The 18,225-nt window shown below is 38.6% G+C and carries 16 protein-coding genes; 2 read left to right on the top strand and 14 right to left on the bottom strand.

Annotated features, from left to right (window positions below):
• Position 1: 1 nt before the first annotated feature.
• Together ACYIA1_RS20470 and ACYIA1_RS20465 are read left to right on the top strand one after the other, a co-directional pair.
• Positions 2-556, top strand: a complete 555-nt coding sequence (locus ACYIA1_RS20470) for a response regulator transcription factor (protein ID WP_480336305.1) — start codon at positions 2-4, stop codon at positions 554-556.
• 106 nt (positions 557-662) lie between these two features.
• Positions 663-2,987, top strand: coding sequence for a TonB-dependent receptor (locus ACYIA1_RS20465; protein ID WP_480336304.1), 2,325 nt, complete (start codon positions 663-665; stop codon positions 2,985-2,987).
• Positions 2,988-3,157: 170 nt separating this feature from the next.
• Here the strand turns inward: ACYIA1_RS20465 and ACYIA1_RS20460 are convergent, their stop codons facing one another.
• The 14 genes from ACYIA1_RS20460 to ACYIA1_RS20395 all read right to left on the bottom strand — a co-directional run bounded on the left by ACYIA1_RS20460 (position 3,158) and on the right by ACYIA1_RS20395 (position 18,116).
• Positions 3,158-4,006, bottom strand: coding sequence for an NAD-dependent epimerase/dehydratase family protein (locus ACYIA1_RS20460; protein ID WP_012056202.1), 849 nt, complete (start codon positions 4,004-4,006; stop codon positions 3,158-3,160).
• A gap of 10 nt (positions 4,007-4,016) precedes the next feature.
• A complete protein-coding gene (locus ACYIA1_RS20455; RefSeq protein ID WP_121773138.1) occupies positions 4,017-5,162 on the bottom strand; it encodes a biotin carboxylase in 1,146 nt (381 codons plus the stop codon).
• A gap of 8 nt (positions 5,163-5,170) precedes the next feature.
• Positions 5,171-5,770 carry a sugar transferase gene (locus ACYIA1_RS20450; protein WP_036616143.1) on the bottom strand — a complete coding sequence of 200 codons (600 nt, stop codon included), beginning with the start codon at positions 5,768-5,770 and terminating at the stop codon, positions 5,171-5,173.
• 17 nt (positions 5,771-5,787) lie between these two features.
• The gene (locus ACYIA1_RS20445) at positions 5,788-6,465 is read right to left on the bottom strand and encodes a PIG-L deacetylase family protein (RefSeq protein WP_130882589.1); all 678 of its coding nucleotides are present in this window, start codon (positions 6,463-6,465) and stop codon (positions 5,788-5,790) included.
• A 69-nt stretch (positions 6,466-6,534) separates the two neighbouring features.
• Complete coding sequence (locus tag ACYIA1_RS20440; RefSeq protein WP_232044560.1) at positions 6,535-7,593, bottom strand: NAD-dependent epimerase/dehydratase family protein; 1,059 nt, start codon at positions 7,591-7,593, stop codon at positions 6,535-6,537.
• Positions 7,565-8,293, bottom strand: a complete 729-nt coding sequence (locus tag ACYIA1_RS20435) for an IspD/TarI family cytidylyltransferase (RefSeq protein ID WP_036616126.1) — start codon at positions 8,291-8,293, stop codon at positions 7,565-7,567. Before ACYIA1_RS20435 ends, ACYIA1_RS20440 begins: the two co-directional genes overlap by 29 nt.
• A gap of 2 nt (positions 8,294-8,295) precedes the next feature.
• A complete protein-coding gene (locus ACYIA1_RS20430) occupies positions 8,296-9,201 on the bottom strand; it encodes a LicD family protein (protein WP_130882588.1) in 906 nt (301 codons plus the stop codon).
• A 45-nt stretch (positions 9,202-9,246) separates the two neighbouring features.
• Positions 9,247-10,353, bottom strand: a complete 1,107-nt coding sequence (locus ACYIA1_RS20425) for a glycosyltransferase WbsX family protein (protein WP_036651326.1) — start codon at positions 10,351-10,353, stop codon at positions 9,247-9,249.
• Between the two features lie 91 nt (positions 10,354-10,444).
• On the bottom strand, positions 10,445-11,092 hold the full coding sequence (locus ACYIA1_RS20420; RefSeq protein WP_051635756.1) for an acyltransferase: 648 nt from the start codon (positions 11,090-11,092) through the stop codon (positions 10,445-10,447).
• Between the two features lie 63 nt (positions 11,093-11,155).
• Positions 11,156-12,295 (bottom strand): glycosyltransferase family 4 protein, encoded by a 1,140-nt coding sequence (locus tag ACYIA1_RS20415; RefSeq protein ID WP_036651329.1) that lies wholly within the window; start codon positions 12,293-12,295, stop codon positions 11,156-11,158.
• A gap of 107 nt (positions 12,296-12,402) precedes the next feature.
• The gene (locus ACYIA1_RS20410) at positions 12,403-13,668 is read right to left on the bottom strand and encodes an O-antigen ligase family protein (RefSeq protein ID WP_036616952.1); all 1,266 of its coding nucleotides are present in this window, start codon (positions 13,666-13,668) and stop codon (positions 12,403-12,405) included.
• 4 nt (positions 13,669-13,672) lie between these two features.
• Complete coding sequence (locus ACYIA1_RS20405) at positions 13,673-14,929, bottom strand: flippase (protein WP_480336329.1); 1,257 nt, start codon at positions 14,927-14,929, stop codon at positions 13,673-13,675.
• Between the two features lie 18 nt (positions 14,930-14,947).
• Entirely contained in the window at positions 14,948-16,267 is a 1,320-nt protein-coding gene (locus ACYIA1_RS20400) for a nucleotide sugar dehydrogenase (RefSeq protein ID WP_036616969.1), read from the bottom strand.
• Positions 16,268-16,559: 292 nt separating this feature from the next.
• Positions 16,560-18,116 carry an ATP-binding protein gene (locus tag ACYIA1_RS20395; protein ID WP_443899444.1) on the bottom strand — a complete coding sequence of 519 codons (1,557 nt, stop codon included), beginning with the start codon at positions 18,114-18,116 and terminating at the stop codon, positions 16,560-16,562.
• Positions 18,117-18,225 lie beyond the last annotated feature (109 nt).

Raw genomic sequence — 18,225 nt, 5'->3', positions numbered from 1 at the left:
CATACTGTCTGATACCCTAAGAAGTATTGGGCTGCAAAGCTTGCTGACCGACTACTTCCCCCCGGTAGAGGTTTGCTATTTTCCAAATTTCGAGATGCTTTCCTCCACAGGAAGCGACACCTACGATTACTATTTCACCGATTCAGATACCCTTGTGCTCAACGCGGATTTCTTCCTCCCGAGAAGAAACAAGACCGCCCTCCTCATCGACAGCACCGAAGAACACGGGGCACTCTCGTCTACGAACCGTATCACGTTACGTTCCTCCCAAGAGACCATTATCGAGCAATTGCAACAATTATTTACGAGCGACAGCTCCAGCAACACCACAACCGAAAACAACAAGGACCTATCCAGCCGTGAGGTAGACGTACTTCAACTGATCGTAAAAGGCATCACGAATAAAGAGATCGCCGATAAGCTGAACATCAGCTTGAACACCGTCCTCACCCATCGTAAGAACATCACCGCCAAGCTGGGCATCAAGACCGTATCCGGCCTCACCTTCTACGCCATCATGAACGGGATCATCTCCGGCGACGATATCGAACTATAGCGAAGCCAACAAACCAGCTTTCAAAATCACTACATCTAGTGATTGACCATCCTGTTTCTTTACCGTTTCTTCGCGATTGAAAAAATATACTAACAAAAGAAATTCGATGAAGAGACACTACTTAGGTATCATCGCCCTAGGTGCGTTGGGGCTGCAAAATGTATACGCCGAGGACATCAAGGCTAACGAGAACGACACGATAAAAACCTATAACATGGGTGAGGTAATCGTGACCTCATCCACGAAGGGGACAAATAATCTCCGCACGTTACCCGGTTCCGTATCGATCCTTTCCCCACAAATGATCTCCGGCAGGCAGATCGACGCATTAAAGGATATAAGTTCTTTCGTCCCTAACCTATACATGCCGGATTATGGGGCAAAACTAACCTCGGCCATCTATATCCGCGGTATCGGAGCCAGAAGTAGCGGACAATCCGTGGGTTTATATGTAGACAACGTGCCTTATCTGGATAAAAGCACCTTCGATTTCGAGCTGACCGATATCCAACGCATCGAGGTATTACGAGGGCCGCAAGGAACCTTGTATGGTCGTAACGCCATGGGGGGCATCGTAAATATCTATACCATCTCCCCGTTCGATTACCAAGGAAAGAAACTCTCCCTATCGGCCGGAAGCTACGGGCAATATAAAGTCAAGGCCTCCCATTATGCTAAGTTGAGCGAGACCATCGGATTCACCGCCGCCGCTTACTATGACCATAGCGACGGTTTCTACACCAATGCCTACGATGGGAAAAAGATCGATAAGGAAGACAATGTAGGCGGCCGATTCAAGTTAGAAGGTCGCTTCAATCCGAACTTCCGTGCCTCCTACTCCCTTTCCGTAGATTATACGGATCAAGGAGCGTTTCCATATGGCATGTTCATCGGAACCGGAAATACCGATCACAAGTATGTAAATCCTATCAATATCAACGATCCCAGCTCTTATAAACGGACTGTTATCGCCAATAACCTGTCCCTCGAATACCGAAATGAGCACGTGATACTGAGCAGCACCACCGGTCATCAATATTTCAAGGATGACATGAAGATGGATCAAGACTTCTCCCCTCTCTCGATCTTCACCCTCAACCAAAAGCAAAAACAAAACGCTTTCAGCGAGGAATTGGCGATCAAGAGCAACACGAGAAATAATTACCAATGGTCCTTCGGACTCTACGGTTTCTACGATGATCTACATACGGACGGCCCGGTCGATTTCAAGGAAGATGGGATTAAGACCGTCCTCCAGCCCGTATTCGATCAATTGAAGAAAGATCACCCTAAGATGCCCTATCTAAAAATACTGGACGATCATCTTTATATTCCGGGTTCTTTCGACACCCCTTCTTACGGCCTTGCATTGTATCACCAATCCACTTATAACAACTTGTTCACGGAAGGTCTGTCAATTACCGCCGGTATCCGCTTGGATTACGAGAAGCAAAAGATGGATTACAATTCTGAGGCTAAGATGAGAATGGGTTTCGGCTTCGTAGAAAACGGACCGGTTATCGACATCGAGAAACTTTTCCCGATCCCAACCACCGTGATGGACGCCAGTGTCTCCCAAGATTTCTGGCAAGTACTTCCGAAAGTCTCTTTAAAGTACGAATGCTCGTCAAACACGTTCACCTATGTATCAGTAGCGAAAGGTTATAAGACCGGGGGCTACAACGTACAAATGTCGGCAGACGTGATGCAAAGCCAGATGCAATACGATATGATGAGCGCTTTCAAGGACATGATGCCGATCGAGGTCAAAGAACCTACCCCCATCGAGGAAGTAGCCGCCTACAAACCGGAGAAAAGCTGGAACTACGAGATCGGTATCCGTAGCGAGTTGCTATTCCAACGCCTAAGCGCAGAATTAACAGGTTTCTATATGGACATTCAAGACGTGCAGTTGACCAAATTCGTGAACAGCGGCAACGGCCGTATCCTCACCAACGCCGGGAAAGCCAAAAGCTACGGTATAGAGGCCTCCTTGCGTGCCCGCATCATCGATGGGCTAACCGCCGACGTTAATTACGGTTTCACCCATGCTACGTTCCGGGATTACAACAATGGGAAAGAGGATTTCAAGAACAACTTCATCCCATATACCCCACGTCATACCTTCAACGTAGGACTGCAATACACCCGCCTGTTCCGTAACGCATGGATAGACCAATTCTCCGCCTCCGCCCAATTCAGCGGTGTCGGAAAGATCTTCTGGACCGAGCGAAACGACATCTACCAGAAATTCTACGGAACGGTGAACGCAAAGGTAGGCGTACGCAAAGGTATCGTCAACGTAAACCTATGGAGCCGTAATATAACGAACACCCATTACTCTGCATTTTATTTCGAGTCATTCGGGAATCCGTTTATCCAACTAGGTAAGCCCTTCCAGATCGGTGTGGAGGTGGCGATCGCCTTTTAAGCGCAAGCATTCAATAGAAATAAAAAACGGGAGAGCCGGTTCTTATACCAACTCTCCCGATAACATTATTCTTAGTCTTCGGCACCCTACAGAGCAAAAGCTATAATACGTCTCTTCTAGTAAACGAATCCCCCCCTCTATATATTCCATCCTTAGCCTCGAATATAAAACTATACAGATCTTTTTATAGATTCCTCAAAAGAAACCACATTATATTTCCCATCAAAATCATTACTTAATGACAAATCATAAGCATCATCATCAAAAGCACGTTGTACAAAACGAATCAGTTTTATACCTAGCCATACGAAAGGATTTAATAATGTAGTCAACCATATTTTATGACCACTATATTTCGCTATAGCATTTACCATAACAGAAGTGGAAGCGTACTCTATATTCTGCGGACAAAAAATCCCCTTAGAATTATTATCAATCAACAGTCTGATAAATTCACATAGATTATCAATAAAAATCAAGCTCTTTCTCTGCGGATAATCAGGAAACACAGGCAACTTTTGCCCGTATTTCACTAGTAAAGGATAATTCCCTTTGCAACCTTTACCATATATCGCTGGTGGACGAACACTGCATACCGCAAACGAATCGTCATTCATGGATTGAATAACTTTATCCGCCTGCAGTTTACTATCTCCGTAAAAGCTAGAAGGATTCTCATTATTCTTATCTGTGACAATACCACAATCATCTCCATAAACGTTCATTGACGACAAGAAAATGAATTGCTTCACTCCTGACTCTCTTGCTGTTTGGCATATATCAATCGTCATATCCCGATTAATCGAATAGAACAAATCCCTTAAGTCTTCCGTAATTTTTATATGAGCAATACCAGCGACATCTATCACTACATCAAAAGAAGAGAAATCTGTTTTCTTCCATTCATTATTTATTGTTCCAATAGAAGCAACTTGGTATTTTGAGGGGAATCGGTTTAACCAGTTTTCTATATTTGTCCCAATATAGCTACCGGCTCCTGTTATCAGCACTCTTTTCATTACTCTTATATCATTTGAAACTCTCCCAATCTCTTATAACAGCATCCCATGGTCCTCTATCCTCCTTGTCATATATATACACACACTTTGCATCTTTAAAATCACGCAACCATTCAGCTATAGAACATAAACCACCTTCTACACGCTTACTATAATCGATAATTTCACTCATGGAAGTAAAAGGCTCGAACTCTTTACGATCATTCGGATCAATATATCCGTTCATCATACCTTTCACCCAAAGATAAGGTAATGGCATTCCTGCAAATTTACAAGTAGGATTCCATGCCGATGCGCGGAAGTTTGTTTCCATGAAATAATAGGTTCCATCCTTATCAATCAAGAATTCCACTTCAAATACTCCTTCAAAGCCAATCTCTTCAAACATGGCTTGCAGCCTGATTTCCATATCTTTATCAGTAAACATACAGACATCATGAAACGGACTATAATATCCTTGAATCAGATATTTCCACTTCATCTGTGTAATAATCTGCATTTCCTTACCATTATTGATAGTATACCCCTCAAGTGCCATTTCATTTTGCTTATCGACAAAATGTTGCAACATAATGAGTGGACATGTTATCTTTTCTAAAGCCTCCACAAGTTCCTGTTTATTCTGACAAATAAATACATCAGATTTCCAACTACCCAAATTAGGAGAAATATCTTTAGTTATAATAGGATACCAAAGCCCATCTGGTACAGGATCTCCCTTTTTAATAACATACGAATCAAGTACATTAAATCCGTGTCGTTTTGCACACTGTTGAATTTCATACTTATCCATGAATTCATTAATACGTCCGTTACGTCCTGCATTGTAAGTGATAAACTTATCTTTCCACTCCTCAAAGTGCAAATCAAAATAGCCTACAGATTTATCATCTGAAAACAGGATATAAGGTTTTTTTCCTGTTTCTTCAGATAGTCTTCCATATTGATTTATCAATAGTAGAAAACCATCTTCAACCGAATCTACACAGTGAAGCTTCGAGATGTATTTACTTTTCGTAGCCACCTCATATCTACGTTTTACAGAAATATATACAGGATTAATTCCTTGTTCGCCAAAAGCACGGATCATATTCAAAGGATTGTAATGCTCCAACGCAAACACAATAACCAAATGTCCATTATAGCTATTATTCATTATTACAATTATTTATTTCTATATTTACTTTCATTTTTATAAACACCTTCTCCTGTAACTACAACCTTAATAACTCCGAAGAAGGTCTTGAAGTCCAACCAAAAGCTCTGTTGCTCCGCATAATCAGCATCAAGCACCATTTGAACATCACGCTCTGCCGCTCTGTCATAGACATCAACAGTACAAAACATGCCAGGCGTAACATCATAACGTTTGCAGAATCTAGCATTGTTCTTATATGGATTGAACTCAAAATCTAAAATCGGTCTCGGGCCGATAATAGCCATCTGACCAAGTAAAATGTTAAACATCTGAGGAAGCTCATCCAAACTTGTTCTTCTCAATACAGCACCAACTTTTGTAATACGAGTATCATCCGCACTAGTTACAACTCCACCTTTCTCAAAAGCACCATCACACATAGTACGAAACTTATAAATCCTAAAAGGTCTTTGTCCTTTACCAAGTCTTACTTGGCGAAACATAATGGGGCCTTTGCTGTCTAATTTAATTGTAATAGCAATAATAATCATAGGGATACAACAAACCATCAATCCAAAAAACGAAAGTAATATTCCAATCAGTGGCTTAAAAAAGTTCTTATACATAAATAATGGTATTAACACTAAATTCTCCTCAAAGTACATTCAAAAGCTTCCGCATAATTCGTTCCCCACTGGCTACCCCTAACAGTGGCAAGACCTGTAATATATTCGACACTACGAGGATGCGGATAAGGGCGCATCACACCTCTGTACATTCCCAATGCCGTAATCTTGGCATTCACTCCTTCTTTACCAACTTCCACGTAACAATTAGGACGGAACAGATTCATAGCGTTATTAATAGCCCATTCCGTGCAACTTGGCACCTCCATATACCAAAATTCATTCACTCGTTTCACCTCGGGCCTACGTTGGAACAAACGGATAGCTTCCTGACAAGCCATAGAAGTCTGCAAATGATCATTGTTTGTATCAGCGGGATGATGAGTAATGACAATATCTGGCAGACTCTCTTTGATAGCACTTTCAATAAACTGCACCAATTTCAAATGCGGCACCGTATTCATCTCTATATTAGGGAATAATCCTTCATATATTTTGTTTATTCCAAGAAATTTGGAAGACGCATTCAAGTTATTGTTTAATTCCTTATCCTCTGGACGGAAAGCCCTCGCTCTAGCTTCTGTACACATTAGACATACATCCACTATATGTCCCTCTCTAGTCCATTTGTAAATGGCCCCACCTGCACCTAAAACTTCATCATCAGGATGTGCTGCTACTATTAAATATTTCATAAGTATGGTACAATTAAATATTTTGAAATTTCCTTGGTTACATATGTAAAGAATCTACAGATTAAACCCCTAATCTTCTAATAAAATCGATTTTTTTAGATTATCTAAAATCTGACAAATAGAGTATTTTGGCTTCCAACCAAGAGCACATAATTTATTACTAGACAACCTCAGTTTAGTTTCTGGAGCATATCCCATCGCATTGTTAATCTCCAACTTAACTTTAATATTTGGATTGATTTTTTTTTGTATATATAATGCCAAATCTTTTGCAGAAATATAACTATCTTCATTTGCAACATTATAAGCTTGACCGTTATTTCCATTAAGAAGAATATACAGAATGGCACTTATTGCGTCCATAGTATAACAATATGGCCTAGCTGCATTTCCTGAAGAATGCAAAATAATATCTTTATCTTGAACAGCCAATCTACAGAATTGAACTATTACACGATTATCATCATTAGACACTCCAGCTCCTGTTGTTTGAGTTAATCTTGCTACTTTTACATTTACGCCATATTCCGAAGCATACAAACAGCAAAGATTTTCCGTAGCTCTTTTTGCCATAGGGTAACTACTACGTACAGCCATTGGTTCTAAATAGCCTTGAATATCTTCAGTTACAAGTATAGAATCATCCGTAATAGTCCCATACACTTCTAAAGAAGATAAATATACGAAACTCTTAACTTCCGACTTTCTAGAAAATTCCAAAAGATTACGAGTTGCTTGATAAATAATATCAAAAGTTTCTACCGGATGCTCTACAAAAAATTGGCTAGATGTTGGGGCTGCGCAATGAACTATATAGTCAATTGTACCAATTTCACTATAATCAAACTGACTTAGATCACACTCTATAAAATGAATATTCTTTAATTCAGCCTCATCAAACAGATCCACACCTTTCTTAATATTTCGTACTGGTGCTATAATATCAATATCCTGTTTTATTGCAAGTAAAGAATGAGCTAAGATAGAACCTATTAATCCTGTACATCCAGTAATCAAGAATCTTGAATGAGATAATCTATGTGATAGCTCAAATGATTGTGTAAAATCTCTTATATTCTGTTGAAGAACCACATTCATACTAGAACCCAAATATTTGTTGATTTTCATGAACTTCAACCATAGCCCTAAATATAAAATAATCAGTAGGTGTTGTTATTTTAATATTTTCCATAGGCCCCATTATTGTATTCATTTTATAGCCCATAGAACTCATTAAGGTACAAGAATCTATATAATCATGCCTATTCCTTTCTAATACTTTCTTATGAGCTTGCAATATATCATTCAATCTAAAGCTTTGAGGAGCACGGGCAATTTTAGAATGCTCCCGAGAAGGAATATCTAACGAACCATCATCTTGCGTAACAATAAAAGTCTCAGTTGCAGGAATACAAGTTATGCAATTACCCTTATCGTTAACCATGTTGATATTATCTGTTATAGTCTGCTGTGTTATAAGAGGTCTTACACCATCATGTATCAAAACATTAACATCATTCGCTTTTAGTTCTTTTGCATATTTCTCGGCAGCACAAAGACCATTATAAATACTATCTTGTCCAGTTTCACCTCCTGGCACAATACTTACGACTTTTGTGATCTCAAATTTCCTCAGTTGCTTTTCTAAGAAAGGAATCCAAGCTTTAATACAAACCACACAAATCGCATCTATATCAGGATGAGTATCAAATAATTCAAGGGTATAAATAATAACCGGTTTTCCTCGTAGCTCAAGGAACTGTTTGGGACGAGATATAGTGTTCATTCTTTTCCCCGAACCACCCGCAAAAATAATAGCAACATTCATAATCATTCGTTTACATCTACTAGATAATATATTCCTCTATATTTTGTATAAGGCTCATTTAAATCAATAAATTTTACAACTTCATATCTTGAAGACATATCTATTGATATATCTTTAGGAAGTGACATATAGTCTCCATAAATACACTTCATATAATAATCATATCCTGCTGGAATTTTAACCATATACCCTTCAAATACCGCATCTACAGTATTAAAAATATCTCTATCATACAATCGGAATAATCCCTTAAATGATGATACAGTTTCTTTCACGTATTTAGCTGTAAAAAAATCATACTGAGTCATTTTATCTTGATGTTTCTTCCAAATCTTATAACGGCTTTGTGAAGATCTAACAAGAGATAATAGAATTTTAGTAGGCAATCGCAACAAAGATCCTTGATTATCAGGAAGTCTTTGAACATTAAACACAGAAAACATTATGGAGTGATATATTTGTAAGGCTCTCTCTACTTTAGAGTTCGGACATCCTTCAAAAGGAATCACATCTATATAAATTCCATGATATATATCTTCATTCACTGAATGTCTGTTAACATAAGTAGTCCGTACATCAACTAAATTCATTGCTGCATGATGATAATTAACTTTTTCATCTGTACGGACAAGTACATAATGGCTGGTATCTGCTACTTGATCCCAAATCTCATACAATCGTTCGTAATCTTTTCTTGGTAAAAAGACATCCAAATCGTCATCCCAAGGTATAAATCCTTTATGACGTACAGCGCCCAGCATAGTCCCACCACCACACCAGTATGTAAGATTATTCTCCTCGCATATTTTTTTGAAATACAAGAAGATTTCCAAAAGCTTTAACTGCAATTGACGTACGGTGACACCATTAGAGAGTATAAAATTCCTATATCCTTGAAATTCATCCATAAGTTCTAATTGTTATCTGTTGACAAACCAATATCCTCTCTAAAATTAAAATTCATCTATAGCTTCTTTTAAAGCATTAATATATTTTTTACCCCACTTCAAATCAGGTTCAATATAATTACCTTCTGCCCATTCGTTCCACGATTTAAGAAAGACAACTTTATCCTCATCAGATTTATTTCTAATTCTATTTAATATCATACTTACATGTTTTTTAAATAAAGAAGGTGTTGATTCCTTATAAATATAAGCGACAGGCCCTCGACGTGGAGAATTATCCCATGCGGGAATAATATTAGGATAGACTTTTTCATTCTCATAAAAAGAAGAATCTATCAAATTTATAGCTTTATTATAAGAAACAACATTTAATGAATAACCTAATATGAGAGAAATTACTTTACGAAAGTACATCCAATATAATTTTATCTTTCCATACTCAATCTTCCACGGAGCATATAGTCTACACAAGGATATAGCATCATATTTTTTTAATTCTTCCTTGTTCAAATCTGTTATATCTTCTGAGTTTGCTATAAAATAAAATCCAGAAAGTCCATTATCTTTAGCAAGCATATTCCAGCGTTCTTTAAAATAGCTAAAATCGGGTATATCCATAGGAGAATAAATCAAAAAAAGCAATTTACCATGCAATTTAAAATATCTTTTATCTTTGAAGGCTGGTAACATCGTATAAAAATGATTATCTATATCTTCAGGCCCTGGATATTCTTGCCTTATCAATTCTTTAGACATAGCCATTTGTTTTTCACTATTCCATGACTTATTTATCCAAGAGTGATTAGCCCAACCCAAGCAAAAAGGAAAATTAGGCTTTCCCAATCTAATTACCTCTTTCAAAGGCTCTTCTAAAAGCTGTTTACCATTACCAAACCAATAATGCCAATAACAAAAGGCAGACACTCCTGCTTCTCTTGCCAAAACAGCTTGTTCTTCCCGAACTTGTGGAAGCCGTAAATCATAATAACCCAAATCAGCTGGAACATGAGGTTGATAATGACCCCAAAAGTATTTTTTTGCTTTTCCCACACTAGTCCACTCCGTGAACCCTTTTCCCCACCATTTATCATTCTCTGGTATCGGATGAAATTGAGGCAAGTAGAATGCTATAACTTTTACTTTATCAGACATCACAATTAAACATTACTAATTATTTATAAAACAACATACATATCTTATATTCAAGATACTTTATCAAGTATTCAGCTCTATCTTCTAATTTTTATTTCATATTTTTTAATACTTTTGCAGGTATCCCTCCAACCACACAATAAGGAGGTACATTTTTTGTCACGACTGAATTTGTTCCAACAATACAACCTTTACCTACATGCACTCCAGGAAGAATTGAGACATTATCACCTAACCATACATTATCCTCAATCACGGTGCTTCCTTTACTTACAAGACATCTATCTCCAGGAGGAATATAACTTGCAACAGACTCACCATGTGCATTATCTGTGATCAACACATTACGTCCAGTAAGTACTCCATTCCCAATCACAACAGAATGAATAGCCGTAATTTTAGCATTCATTCCAATATGGCAATTATCACCTATTATAATAGAAGGTTGAAAGATTTTTTGATTTCGATAAGAATCGTATGCAGTAAGTTCTATATTACCTTCTAGTACTGTATTCTTACCAATAGAGATATATTTAAGACCTTTCAAATAACGAAATTTAGAATTAATAAGACTTCCTGATCCAAATGATTTAAAGAATCTCTTCATTATCCCTGTATAAAAACATTTTATAAAAAAATTAAAGACACGATAAACAAGATCATACATACAAATATAAGAAACGAATTGTCCTATATAAACAAACAACAACACAACTATTTTTCTAATATTTTCAATCATGCCTATTTCCTATAAAATCAAAATACAACACGAAAATTTATTTTACAACCAACCATTCTATTCTCACTCACACAGGATTTCCTTATAAAAGGAAAGAACATTTTCCACATATTCCTCCTCAGAATATAATTGTACTGCCTTCTTTTGGACAAATAAAGCAATCCTTTGATACTCTGATTTCTCCAAAGCTGCCACAGCAAACATTTGCCTTAACAAATCGTCTGTAGTAAGAAAAGGGAAACCACCAACAGAATCCATAATTTCTTTCGTACCACCTGTATTACGACCAATAAGTAAACATCCTCGAAAGCAAGCCTCTGCGCTCATTCTTCCAAATCCTTCATTATAAGAAGCAACCACTAAAGCTGTCGCATTGTCCATCAAGGGTCTTACATCTTCAACATATCCACTAAACAGAACATTCTTCTCACACCCCAATTTCTTTGCTAAATCAACACACTGAGCGATATAAGATTCATTTCCAAAACCTGCTATGAGTAATTTGTAATCTACATGTTTCCTTAAAAACAAAGCAAATGCCCAAATAATATCCAAATGTCCTTTTTCAGGACTAACCCTACTGGCACATAAAAAGTACTTTTCCTTCGGATATATAAAATTTGCTTCCGATGCTTTAAATACACCATTGTATATAGTTCTTGAATAGGGGAAGTCTAATAAACCAAAATGTGCCTTTATATCATTTGTAATTGTTATCACATAAGATTTTCTCAACATTTGGCAATATGCAGAAAAACAAGGAAAAGCCTCCCAGTTAAAATCCTTATCTTGATACTCACGCAAATGCCAAACATGAGGTATTTTTAATCTCTTCGCAACTTTCAATCCCTCATGAATAACTCCCGTATTAGTATGTATAATATCAGGATTTTCACACATAACTATTTTCTCAATTTTTGAAATACTGTATTTTTTTGCAATCAATAAAAATACGCATTTAAACAGATTTACAAACAAGCCTTTCAATGTTCTAGTTTGCATATAAACTGAAGAATATATTGGAACAGAATATGTTTTTATCCCATATTTATTCACTATATCCAAGAAACATTTATCAACATTTCTATTAGGATACACTATAATTGGAACTATATTATTATCAATTAGCCCATGCACCAACTTTAAACAAGAGATCGTAGCTCCTCCCATAATAGTACTATGTAAAATAAATAACAATTTCATAACAACAATATTAACTTAATAAAAGCACACTATAGAAATATATAAAAACATTTTCATCAAATACTATATCAATCTAAACATAGGTCTTACACAAATAATAATCTTTATCAATACCTATCAACACATACAAATCCTTTATTTTTATACACACTTTCATCTAAAAAAATCGCAGCTCCTATAAACAAAAACAGTTCTACTTCCCAAAGCGCATAAGGACGCTGCCAAAAAGATATGATATAAAGCAAAAGTAATCCAAATAACAATTTCGATTTGTGATAATATGTATACACTGAAAAGAATAGCAGCAAAACAAAGATACCGAATAGTCCATATTTAACAATAAAAACTTTATAAGAGGCATTTCCTCCTTGTCCTCGATTATCCCCCCAAGAACTTTGGCTAAATATCTTTGGTCCAACTCCCAACAAACAATCCCCTCCTTTATAAAACTGTTGTTCATAATAGGAATCAAATGAGGCACTCGTTCGATTATTACCCCTGAGCCCTTTATCCTCATTATAATCTAAACGTTCTACTATTAATCGAGAAAATATTGAATTTGGATCATAAATATAGTAAGAAACTCCGACAACAACTATTAATAATAAATAGGCAAACGATAAAACAACACGTTTCAAAACTCTTTTGCTATTCATTATGTAGTATAATATAGCCCCAATAACCAACAATACATAAGCTGCTAATGACAGAGACGCAAAAATGGACAAAAGTAAAACAAATACTCTTGGTTGTTTCAAGCTATATCCATTTATATAAAGCAACAAAGCAGATATCATACCTAAGTGTCCTGGTTCTAAAAATACAGACTGAAAACGTACTATAGTTCCAGGTTCATTTTCTATTAACAAGAAAGGATAACATTTAAAATCAGAATAATTTGTATTGCCATCATATCTTATTGTTTCATAAGGAAGCTCTACACCTAACAAATATAAAATAAATGATATTAAAGAAATTCCTACTATTATCACAAAAATCCTTGTAAAAAGCAAAACCAACCGTTTCTTTTCCGTATCTTTCAACAAAAGTACAAAACAAACTAAAAATACATGTCGCAAAGCATACGAAAACAAACTTGTAATATTCTCTAAATGAAAGAGATCCAATACTGAATACATCACTAAACAGAAAAAACAGGAAACAAGATCAGACTTGCTTATCTTATGTGTAACAAATCTCATCCGGATTGAAACAAAAATAGATATCGCCAGGTAAACCACATAAGTCTTACCCCAAAACACAAAAATATGCATGGAGTAAAACATGATAACACACAGAAGCACCAAGCTCATCTCTGACAATAATCTATTTATTCCCCCCTTTTTCTCCAAGCAAAAATCTACCGCTCCCATTTTCTTATCTTTTCAATCTCAACAACCCCAACCGCCAATTCCTATAAACCAGCGACACGAAACAAAATCCCTCCACCATCACAGCCATCACCGTAACCGTGTACATATTTATATTTCTCGTAAGTAAAAGCAAACCTGTCCCTGCCAAGAAAAACAAGCAGTTACCTACCATCACCTTCATATAGACAGACGAATACCCCATCGGGACCAGCCGGTTGCCTCCCAAAAAGCCATTGAAAGAAACAAAGATCGCAGATACACCCAGCAACCGCATGACGGTAGAGGCTTCCTCCCTATATTCCCCGGTGAAAAGATATACGATCCAGTCGCTACCGAAAAACATACAAATGTAAGCCAGCAACACAGTTTTCGCCACCAGGAACATCACCTGATTCACGAAACGGATATTACGTTCTCGGGAAATCTTCGGGAAAACAGCTTGCGCCATCATGGAGATGGGGAGCTTCATCAAATGCAATACCTTATCCGCCATATCATAGATGGAGACCTCAGACATCCCCAAGAAGGCCCCGATCACCAACTTGTTTACATTCACGTAAATCTGTGTGGACAAACTCGACACGAACAACGGGAAACTCTCCTGATAAGCCGATCTCAATTCCCGCATAGGTATCACGGACAATTTTATTCTCTCCTTTCCCAACACAATATATAAAGACAAACAGCCGGCCAATATAGCTCCAAAACCATTCAATAACGGAACTATCAAATAATCCTCCCGCTCACGAACAAACAAGAATATAGCCACCACGAACAACAAGCGGGCAGACAGGTTCACGATAGTGATATACTTCATCTTCTCGATCCCTTGGAAAAACCAGATGGGTAGAAGAAGCTCATTAAATGTCAATAAGAAAGAGAGAACATAGACCCAATAATAATCCTTGAAAAACGGAACTAAACTTATAATCAATAAATATACGACAAGGCAAATAAGCCATAATATCAATTTACATAAGTAAGTAGATGATACAATTCTAGATAAAAGCACTTTATCCTCCTTATAAACCGCCACTTTCCTCGCCCCAGACATATTGAATCCGAAGTTTATCACCAACGAGACATAGTTTATAATAGCTTGAGCAAATACGATCACACCATACAATTCCAACCCTATAACACGCAACAAATAAGGATAGGTCAACAAGGGAAATAGAATCGTAAATACCTGCAATATACTTAGGTACGAAAAATTCGCTAATACGGTTTTATTCCTACTCAGTTTGTCTTGAAAAAACATCATCTTATTAAATACGGGCTAATCCCTGAAAAAAATATCCCTTGTATAAACCTTCCCCGCTACATCATCCAAACAATTGTTATAACGATTAGCTATGATAGCGTGGCTCATCTCCTTAAACCGGGCTAAGTCATTCACGACCATACTGCCAAAGAAGGAAATTCCATCTTCCAAAGTTGGCTCATAGATGATAATTGCCGCCCCTTTCGCCTTGATACGCTTCATCACACCTTGGATAGAGGATTGACGGAAATTATCACTATTCGATTTCATCGTCAAGCGATAGACTCCGATCACACACTCCTTCTCCTCTACCTGCCGGAAACTGTTCCGGTCACTGTAACCGTAATAGCCGGCCTTGCGCAATACCTGATCTGCAATGAAGTCCTTACGAGTTCGGTTACTCTCCACGATGGCACTCATCATGTTCTGAGGTACATCTTGATAATTAGCCAATAGCTGCTTGGTATCTTTAGGCAGGCAATAACCTCCATATCCAAAACTGGGGTTGTTATAGTGCGTACCGATTCGTGGATCCAAACCTACACCTTGAATGATCGCTTGCGAATCCAATCCCTTCACCTCCGCATAGGTATCCAACTCGTTGAAATAGCTTACTCGCAAAGCTAGATAAGTATTAGCGAATAATTTCACAGCCTCTGCCTCTTTCATTCCCATGAACAGGGTAGGTATATCCTGCTTGATGGCTCCTTCTTGCAACAAGGCCGCAAATGTTCGAGCCGCCTCTTCCAATGCCGGAATATCAGCAATTTTGCTTATCGCCTCGTTCTCATCGTTGAATTGATTATCAGCTATAAGCTTCGGCGTTCCCACGATGATACGGCTTGGATATAAGTTGTCGTATAACGCCTTGCTCTCACGCAAGAACTCGGGCGAAAATAGCAAGTTCAATTTCTGAACTCCCCTATTGGCATATTTCAAGTAAAGGTTCCGACAATAGCCCACAGGAATAGTCGATTTAATGACCATTATGGCCTCCGGATTAACACTTAGCACTAAGTCTATCACATCCTCTATATGATGCGTATCAAAGTAATTCTTCACCGGATCGTAGTTCGTAGGAGCTGCGATGACAATGAAGTTTGCCTCCCGGTATGCGGAGGCTCCATCTAACGTTGCCGTAAGATTCAGCTCCTTCTCTGCCAAGTATTTTTCTATGTATTCATCCTGTATGGGAGATTGCTTACGGTTAAGCATCTCTACCTTTTCTGGAATGACATCCACTGCTATTACCTGATGATGTTGTGCCAACAAAGTGGCAATACTTAGTCCTACATAACCGGTTCCGGCTACGGCTATCTTGATTTCTCTATTCATTTGATTATTTTTTCGTTAGCACCAAACATTTCTCATCTTTTTAATTTTCAAAAAAGATGAAGTATTTATCAACCTACTCCTCCCAAACTCCGGCCTGTTTATCCCAAAACTTAGTATTTGTACTAGACTGGAAGACTTTTTTCGGGGAAGATACAACAGGATTCACAGTTAAGTCATTTGTTTTATATCGGGAGGGACAGGAAGTAAGTGTTCAAATTAGGATATACTTCTTAATTAGGACACTTTTGAAGTGTCCTAACTGAGTTTGGTAAAAAAATTTCGTTTAGGTTCTTTATTCGATAACCCAATCCCCCAACGTATGCCGCTCACTATCAAAATTAATCCCAACCTTTACGATCGGCAACCCACAAAGAGCGAAGCGCTCCGGGTAATTGCGCAAATTGATTTGCTCAAGGGCTATATCCGCAGTCCTGTTTAACTTCAATTCCACGACATAGAGTGTTGTCGGTGTGCGCATCACCATATCCACACGGCCTTTCGGGGTACGGACTTCCACGTCCACATACATTCCTAGCAGGCTGAAGATCGTGTAAAGCAAGGACTGATAATGGCCCTCGTAATCCGTATTGTCACATTGGGGGATGGTGGACAGGAAGGTCTGCAACAGACGCAGGGCATCGTCCATCCGCTCTCCAGAGATCGCCTCGAAAAGAAGGGCTACTGTAGTAAGTCCATCCGCTGTGTATTGATGCAAATAATTGGGCAATAAACTCTTCATCAATCCCATACGTACCTCCTTGTTTGGGATGTCGAGCGTGTACAAATTCGTGAGCGAGGAATAATCCTTTATCGTGATGTAACCACTCTGATAGAGCAATGGCGTAATATCGACCATCCGTTCCGTGGGTGCGTCAAACGACTCTGCCAAAACCTTGCGTGCGCCTATTTGCTGGGGTTTCACGTGATACTTGTTCAGCATCTCGATCAAATAGGTGGGCGTACCGCTACCGAACCAATAGGAATTTAGTTTACTGTCGGTCAAGGCGTTCAACAGGCTGAACGGATTGTATATATCGGGCGAGGGCCACGTGAAATGGTAACCGTCATAATTCGATTTCAAGGCACCCAAGGCACCCTCCGGAGTAACGCCGAGGTTGTCGGCCAAACGACCGATATCCTCGCCCATCTGCTCACGCATTTCCTCCTCCGTGATGCCACAGAGCGAGGCGTACTCCGGGAGCATGCTGATATTCTTGATATTGTTCAACTCGCTGAAGATGCTCAATTGAGAGAACTTCGTGATACCTGTCAAGAATACGAAACGCAAATAAGGATCGCAGGCTTTCAGCGGACTATAGAAGTTACGCATCACGTCGCGAAGCTTCGGCAGCTCCTTCTCCTCATGCACCACGTCCAGCAAGGGAGCGTCGTACTCGTCGATCAAGACAACCACCTTTTGACCGGTCTGGGCGTAGGCACGTTGGATGAGACTTTCCAGACGTTGGTTCGTATAAATAGCGCTCTCATCACGTCCGTATATCTGCTCGTAACCATACAATTTCCTCTCCAGCTCACTCAGAAGCCGATCCTTGTCCATATGCTTCGCCGTGCTCATGTCGAAATGAAGCACCGGATAGCTTGTCCACTCCTTCTCCAGACACTCGATAGCCAAACCCTCGAACAATTCCTTTCGCCCCTCGAAATAACTATGGAGCGTAGAAGTAAGCAACGACTTCCCGAAGCGGCGGGGACGGCTCAAGAATATATAACCAGACGCACCGTGTGTCATTCGGTAGACCAATTCCGTCTTATCTACATACACATAATTCCCCTCTCTCAATTTGGAGAATGTCTGTATTCCTATCGGATATAATCGCCGCCCTTCCATCTTCGTCTCTGTTTATTGGTTCGTCAAGACAAATATAACGTTATTTCCCTAAACGATCAATTTTCAACCCTCTATTTTTCCATTCCACGCCTCATCGCCCTATACACCT

It is taken from the genome of Parabacteroides sp. KHUB-02 (assembly GCF_056640955.1).
Note: the sequence above shows the minus strand (reverse complement) of the source record. Positions and strands in the feature narration are given on the sequence as shown.

Excerpts from the sequence above, each read along its gene's own strand:
- ACYIA1_RS20465 (WP_480336304.1), top strand. The coding sequence starts at position 663 with ATGAAGAGACACTACTTAGGTATCATCGCCCTAGGTGCGTTGGGGCTG.
- ACYIA1_RS20460 (WP_012056202.1), bottom strand. The coding sequence starts at position 4,006 with ATGAAAAGAGTGCTGATAACAGGAGCCGGTAGCTATATTGGGACAAAT.
- ACYIA1_RS20455 (WP_121773138.1), bottom strand. The coding sequence starts at position 5,162 with ATGAATAATAGCTATAATGGACATTTGGTTATTGTGTTTGCGTTGGAG.
- ACYIA1_RS20450 (WP_036616143.1), bottom strand. The coding sequence starts at position 5,770 with ATGTATAAGAACTTTTTTAAGCCACTGATTGGAATATTACTTTCGTTT.
- ACYIA1_RS20445 (WP_130882589.1), bottom strand. The coding sequence starts at position 6,465 with ATGAAATATTTAATAGTAGCAGCACATCCTGATGATGAAGTTTTAGGT.
- ACYIA1_RS20440 (WP_232044560.1), bottom strand. The coding sequence starts at position 7,593 with ATGAAAATCAACAAATATTTGGGTTCTAGTATGAATGTGGTTCTTCAA.
- ACYIA1_RS20435 (WP_036616126.1), bottom strand. The coding sequence starts at position 8,293 with ATGAATGTTGCTATTATTTTTGCGGGTGGTTCGGGGAAAAGAATGAAC.
- ACYIA1_RS20430 (WP_130882588.1), bottom strand. The coding sequence starts at position 9,201 with ATGGATGAATTTCAAGGATATAGGAATTTTATACTCTCTAATGGTGTC.
- ACYIA1_RS20425 (WP_036651326.1), bottom strand. The coding sequence starts at position 10,353 with ATGTCTGATAAAGTAAAAGTTATAGCATTCTACTTGCCTCAATTTCAT.
- ACYIA1_RS20420 (WP_051635756.1), bottom strand. The coding sequence starts at position 11,092 with ATGATTGAAAATATTAGAAAAATAGTTGTGTTGTTGTTTGTTTATATA.
- ACYIA1_RS20415 (WP_036651329.1), bottom strand. The coding sequence starts at position 12,295 with ATGAAATTGTTATTTATTTTACATAGTACTATTATGGGAGGAGCTACG.
- ACYIA1_RS20410 (WP_036616952.1), bottom strand. The coding sequence starts at position 13,668 with ATGGGAGCGGTAGATTTTTGCTTGGAGAAAAAGGGGGGAATAAATAGA.
- ACYIA1_RS20405 (WP_480336329.1), bottom strand. The coding sequence starts at position 14,929 with ATGTTTTTTCAAGACAAACTGAGTAGGAATAAAACCGTATTAGCGAAT.
- ACYIA1_RS20400 (WP_036616969.1), bottom strand. The coding sequence starts at position 16,267 with ATGAATAGAGAAATCAAGATAGCCGTAGCCGGAACCGGTTATGTAGGA.
- ACYIA1_RS20395 (WP_443899444.1), bottom strand. The coding sequence starts at position 18,116 with ATGGAAGGGCGGCGATTATATCCGATAGGAATACAGACATTCTCCAAA.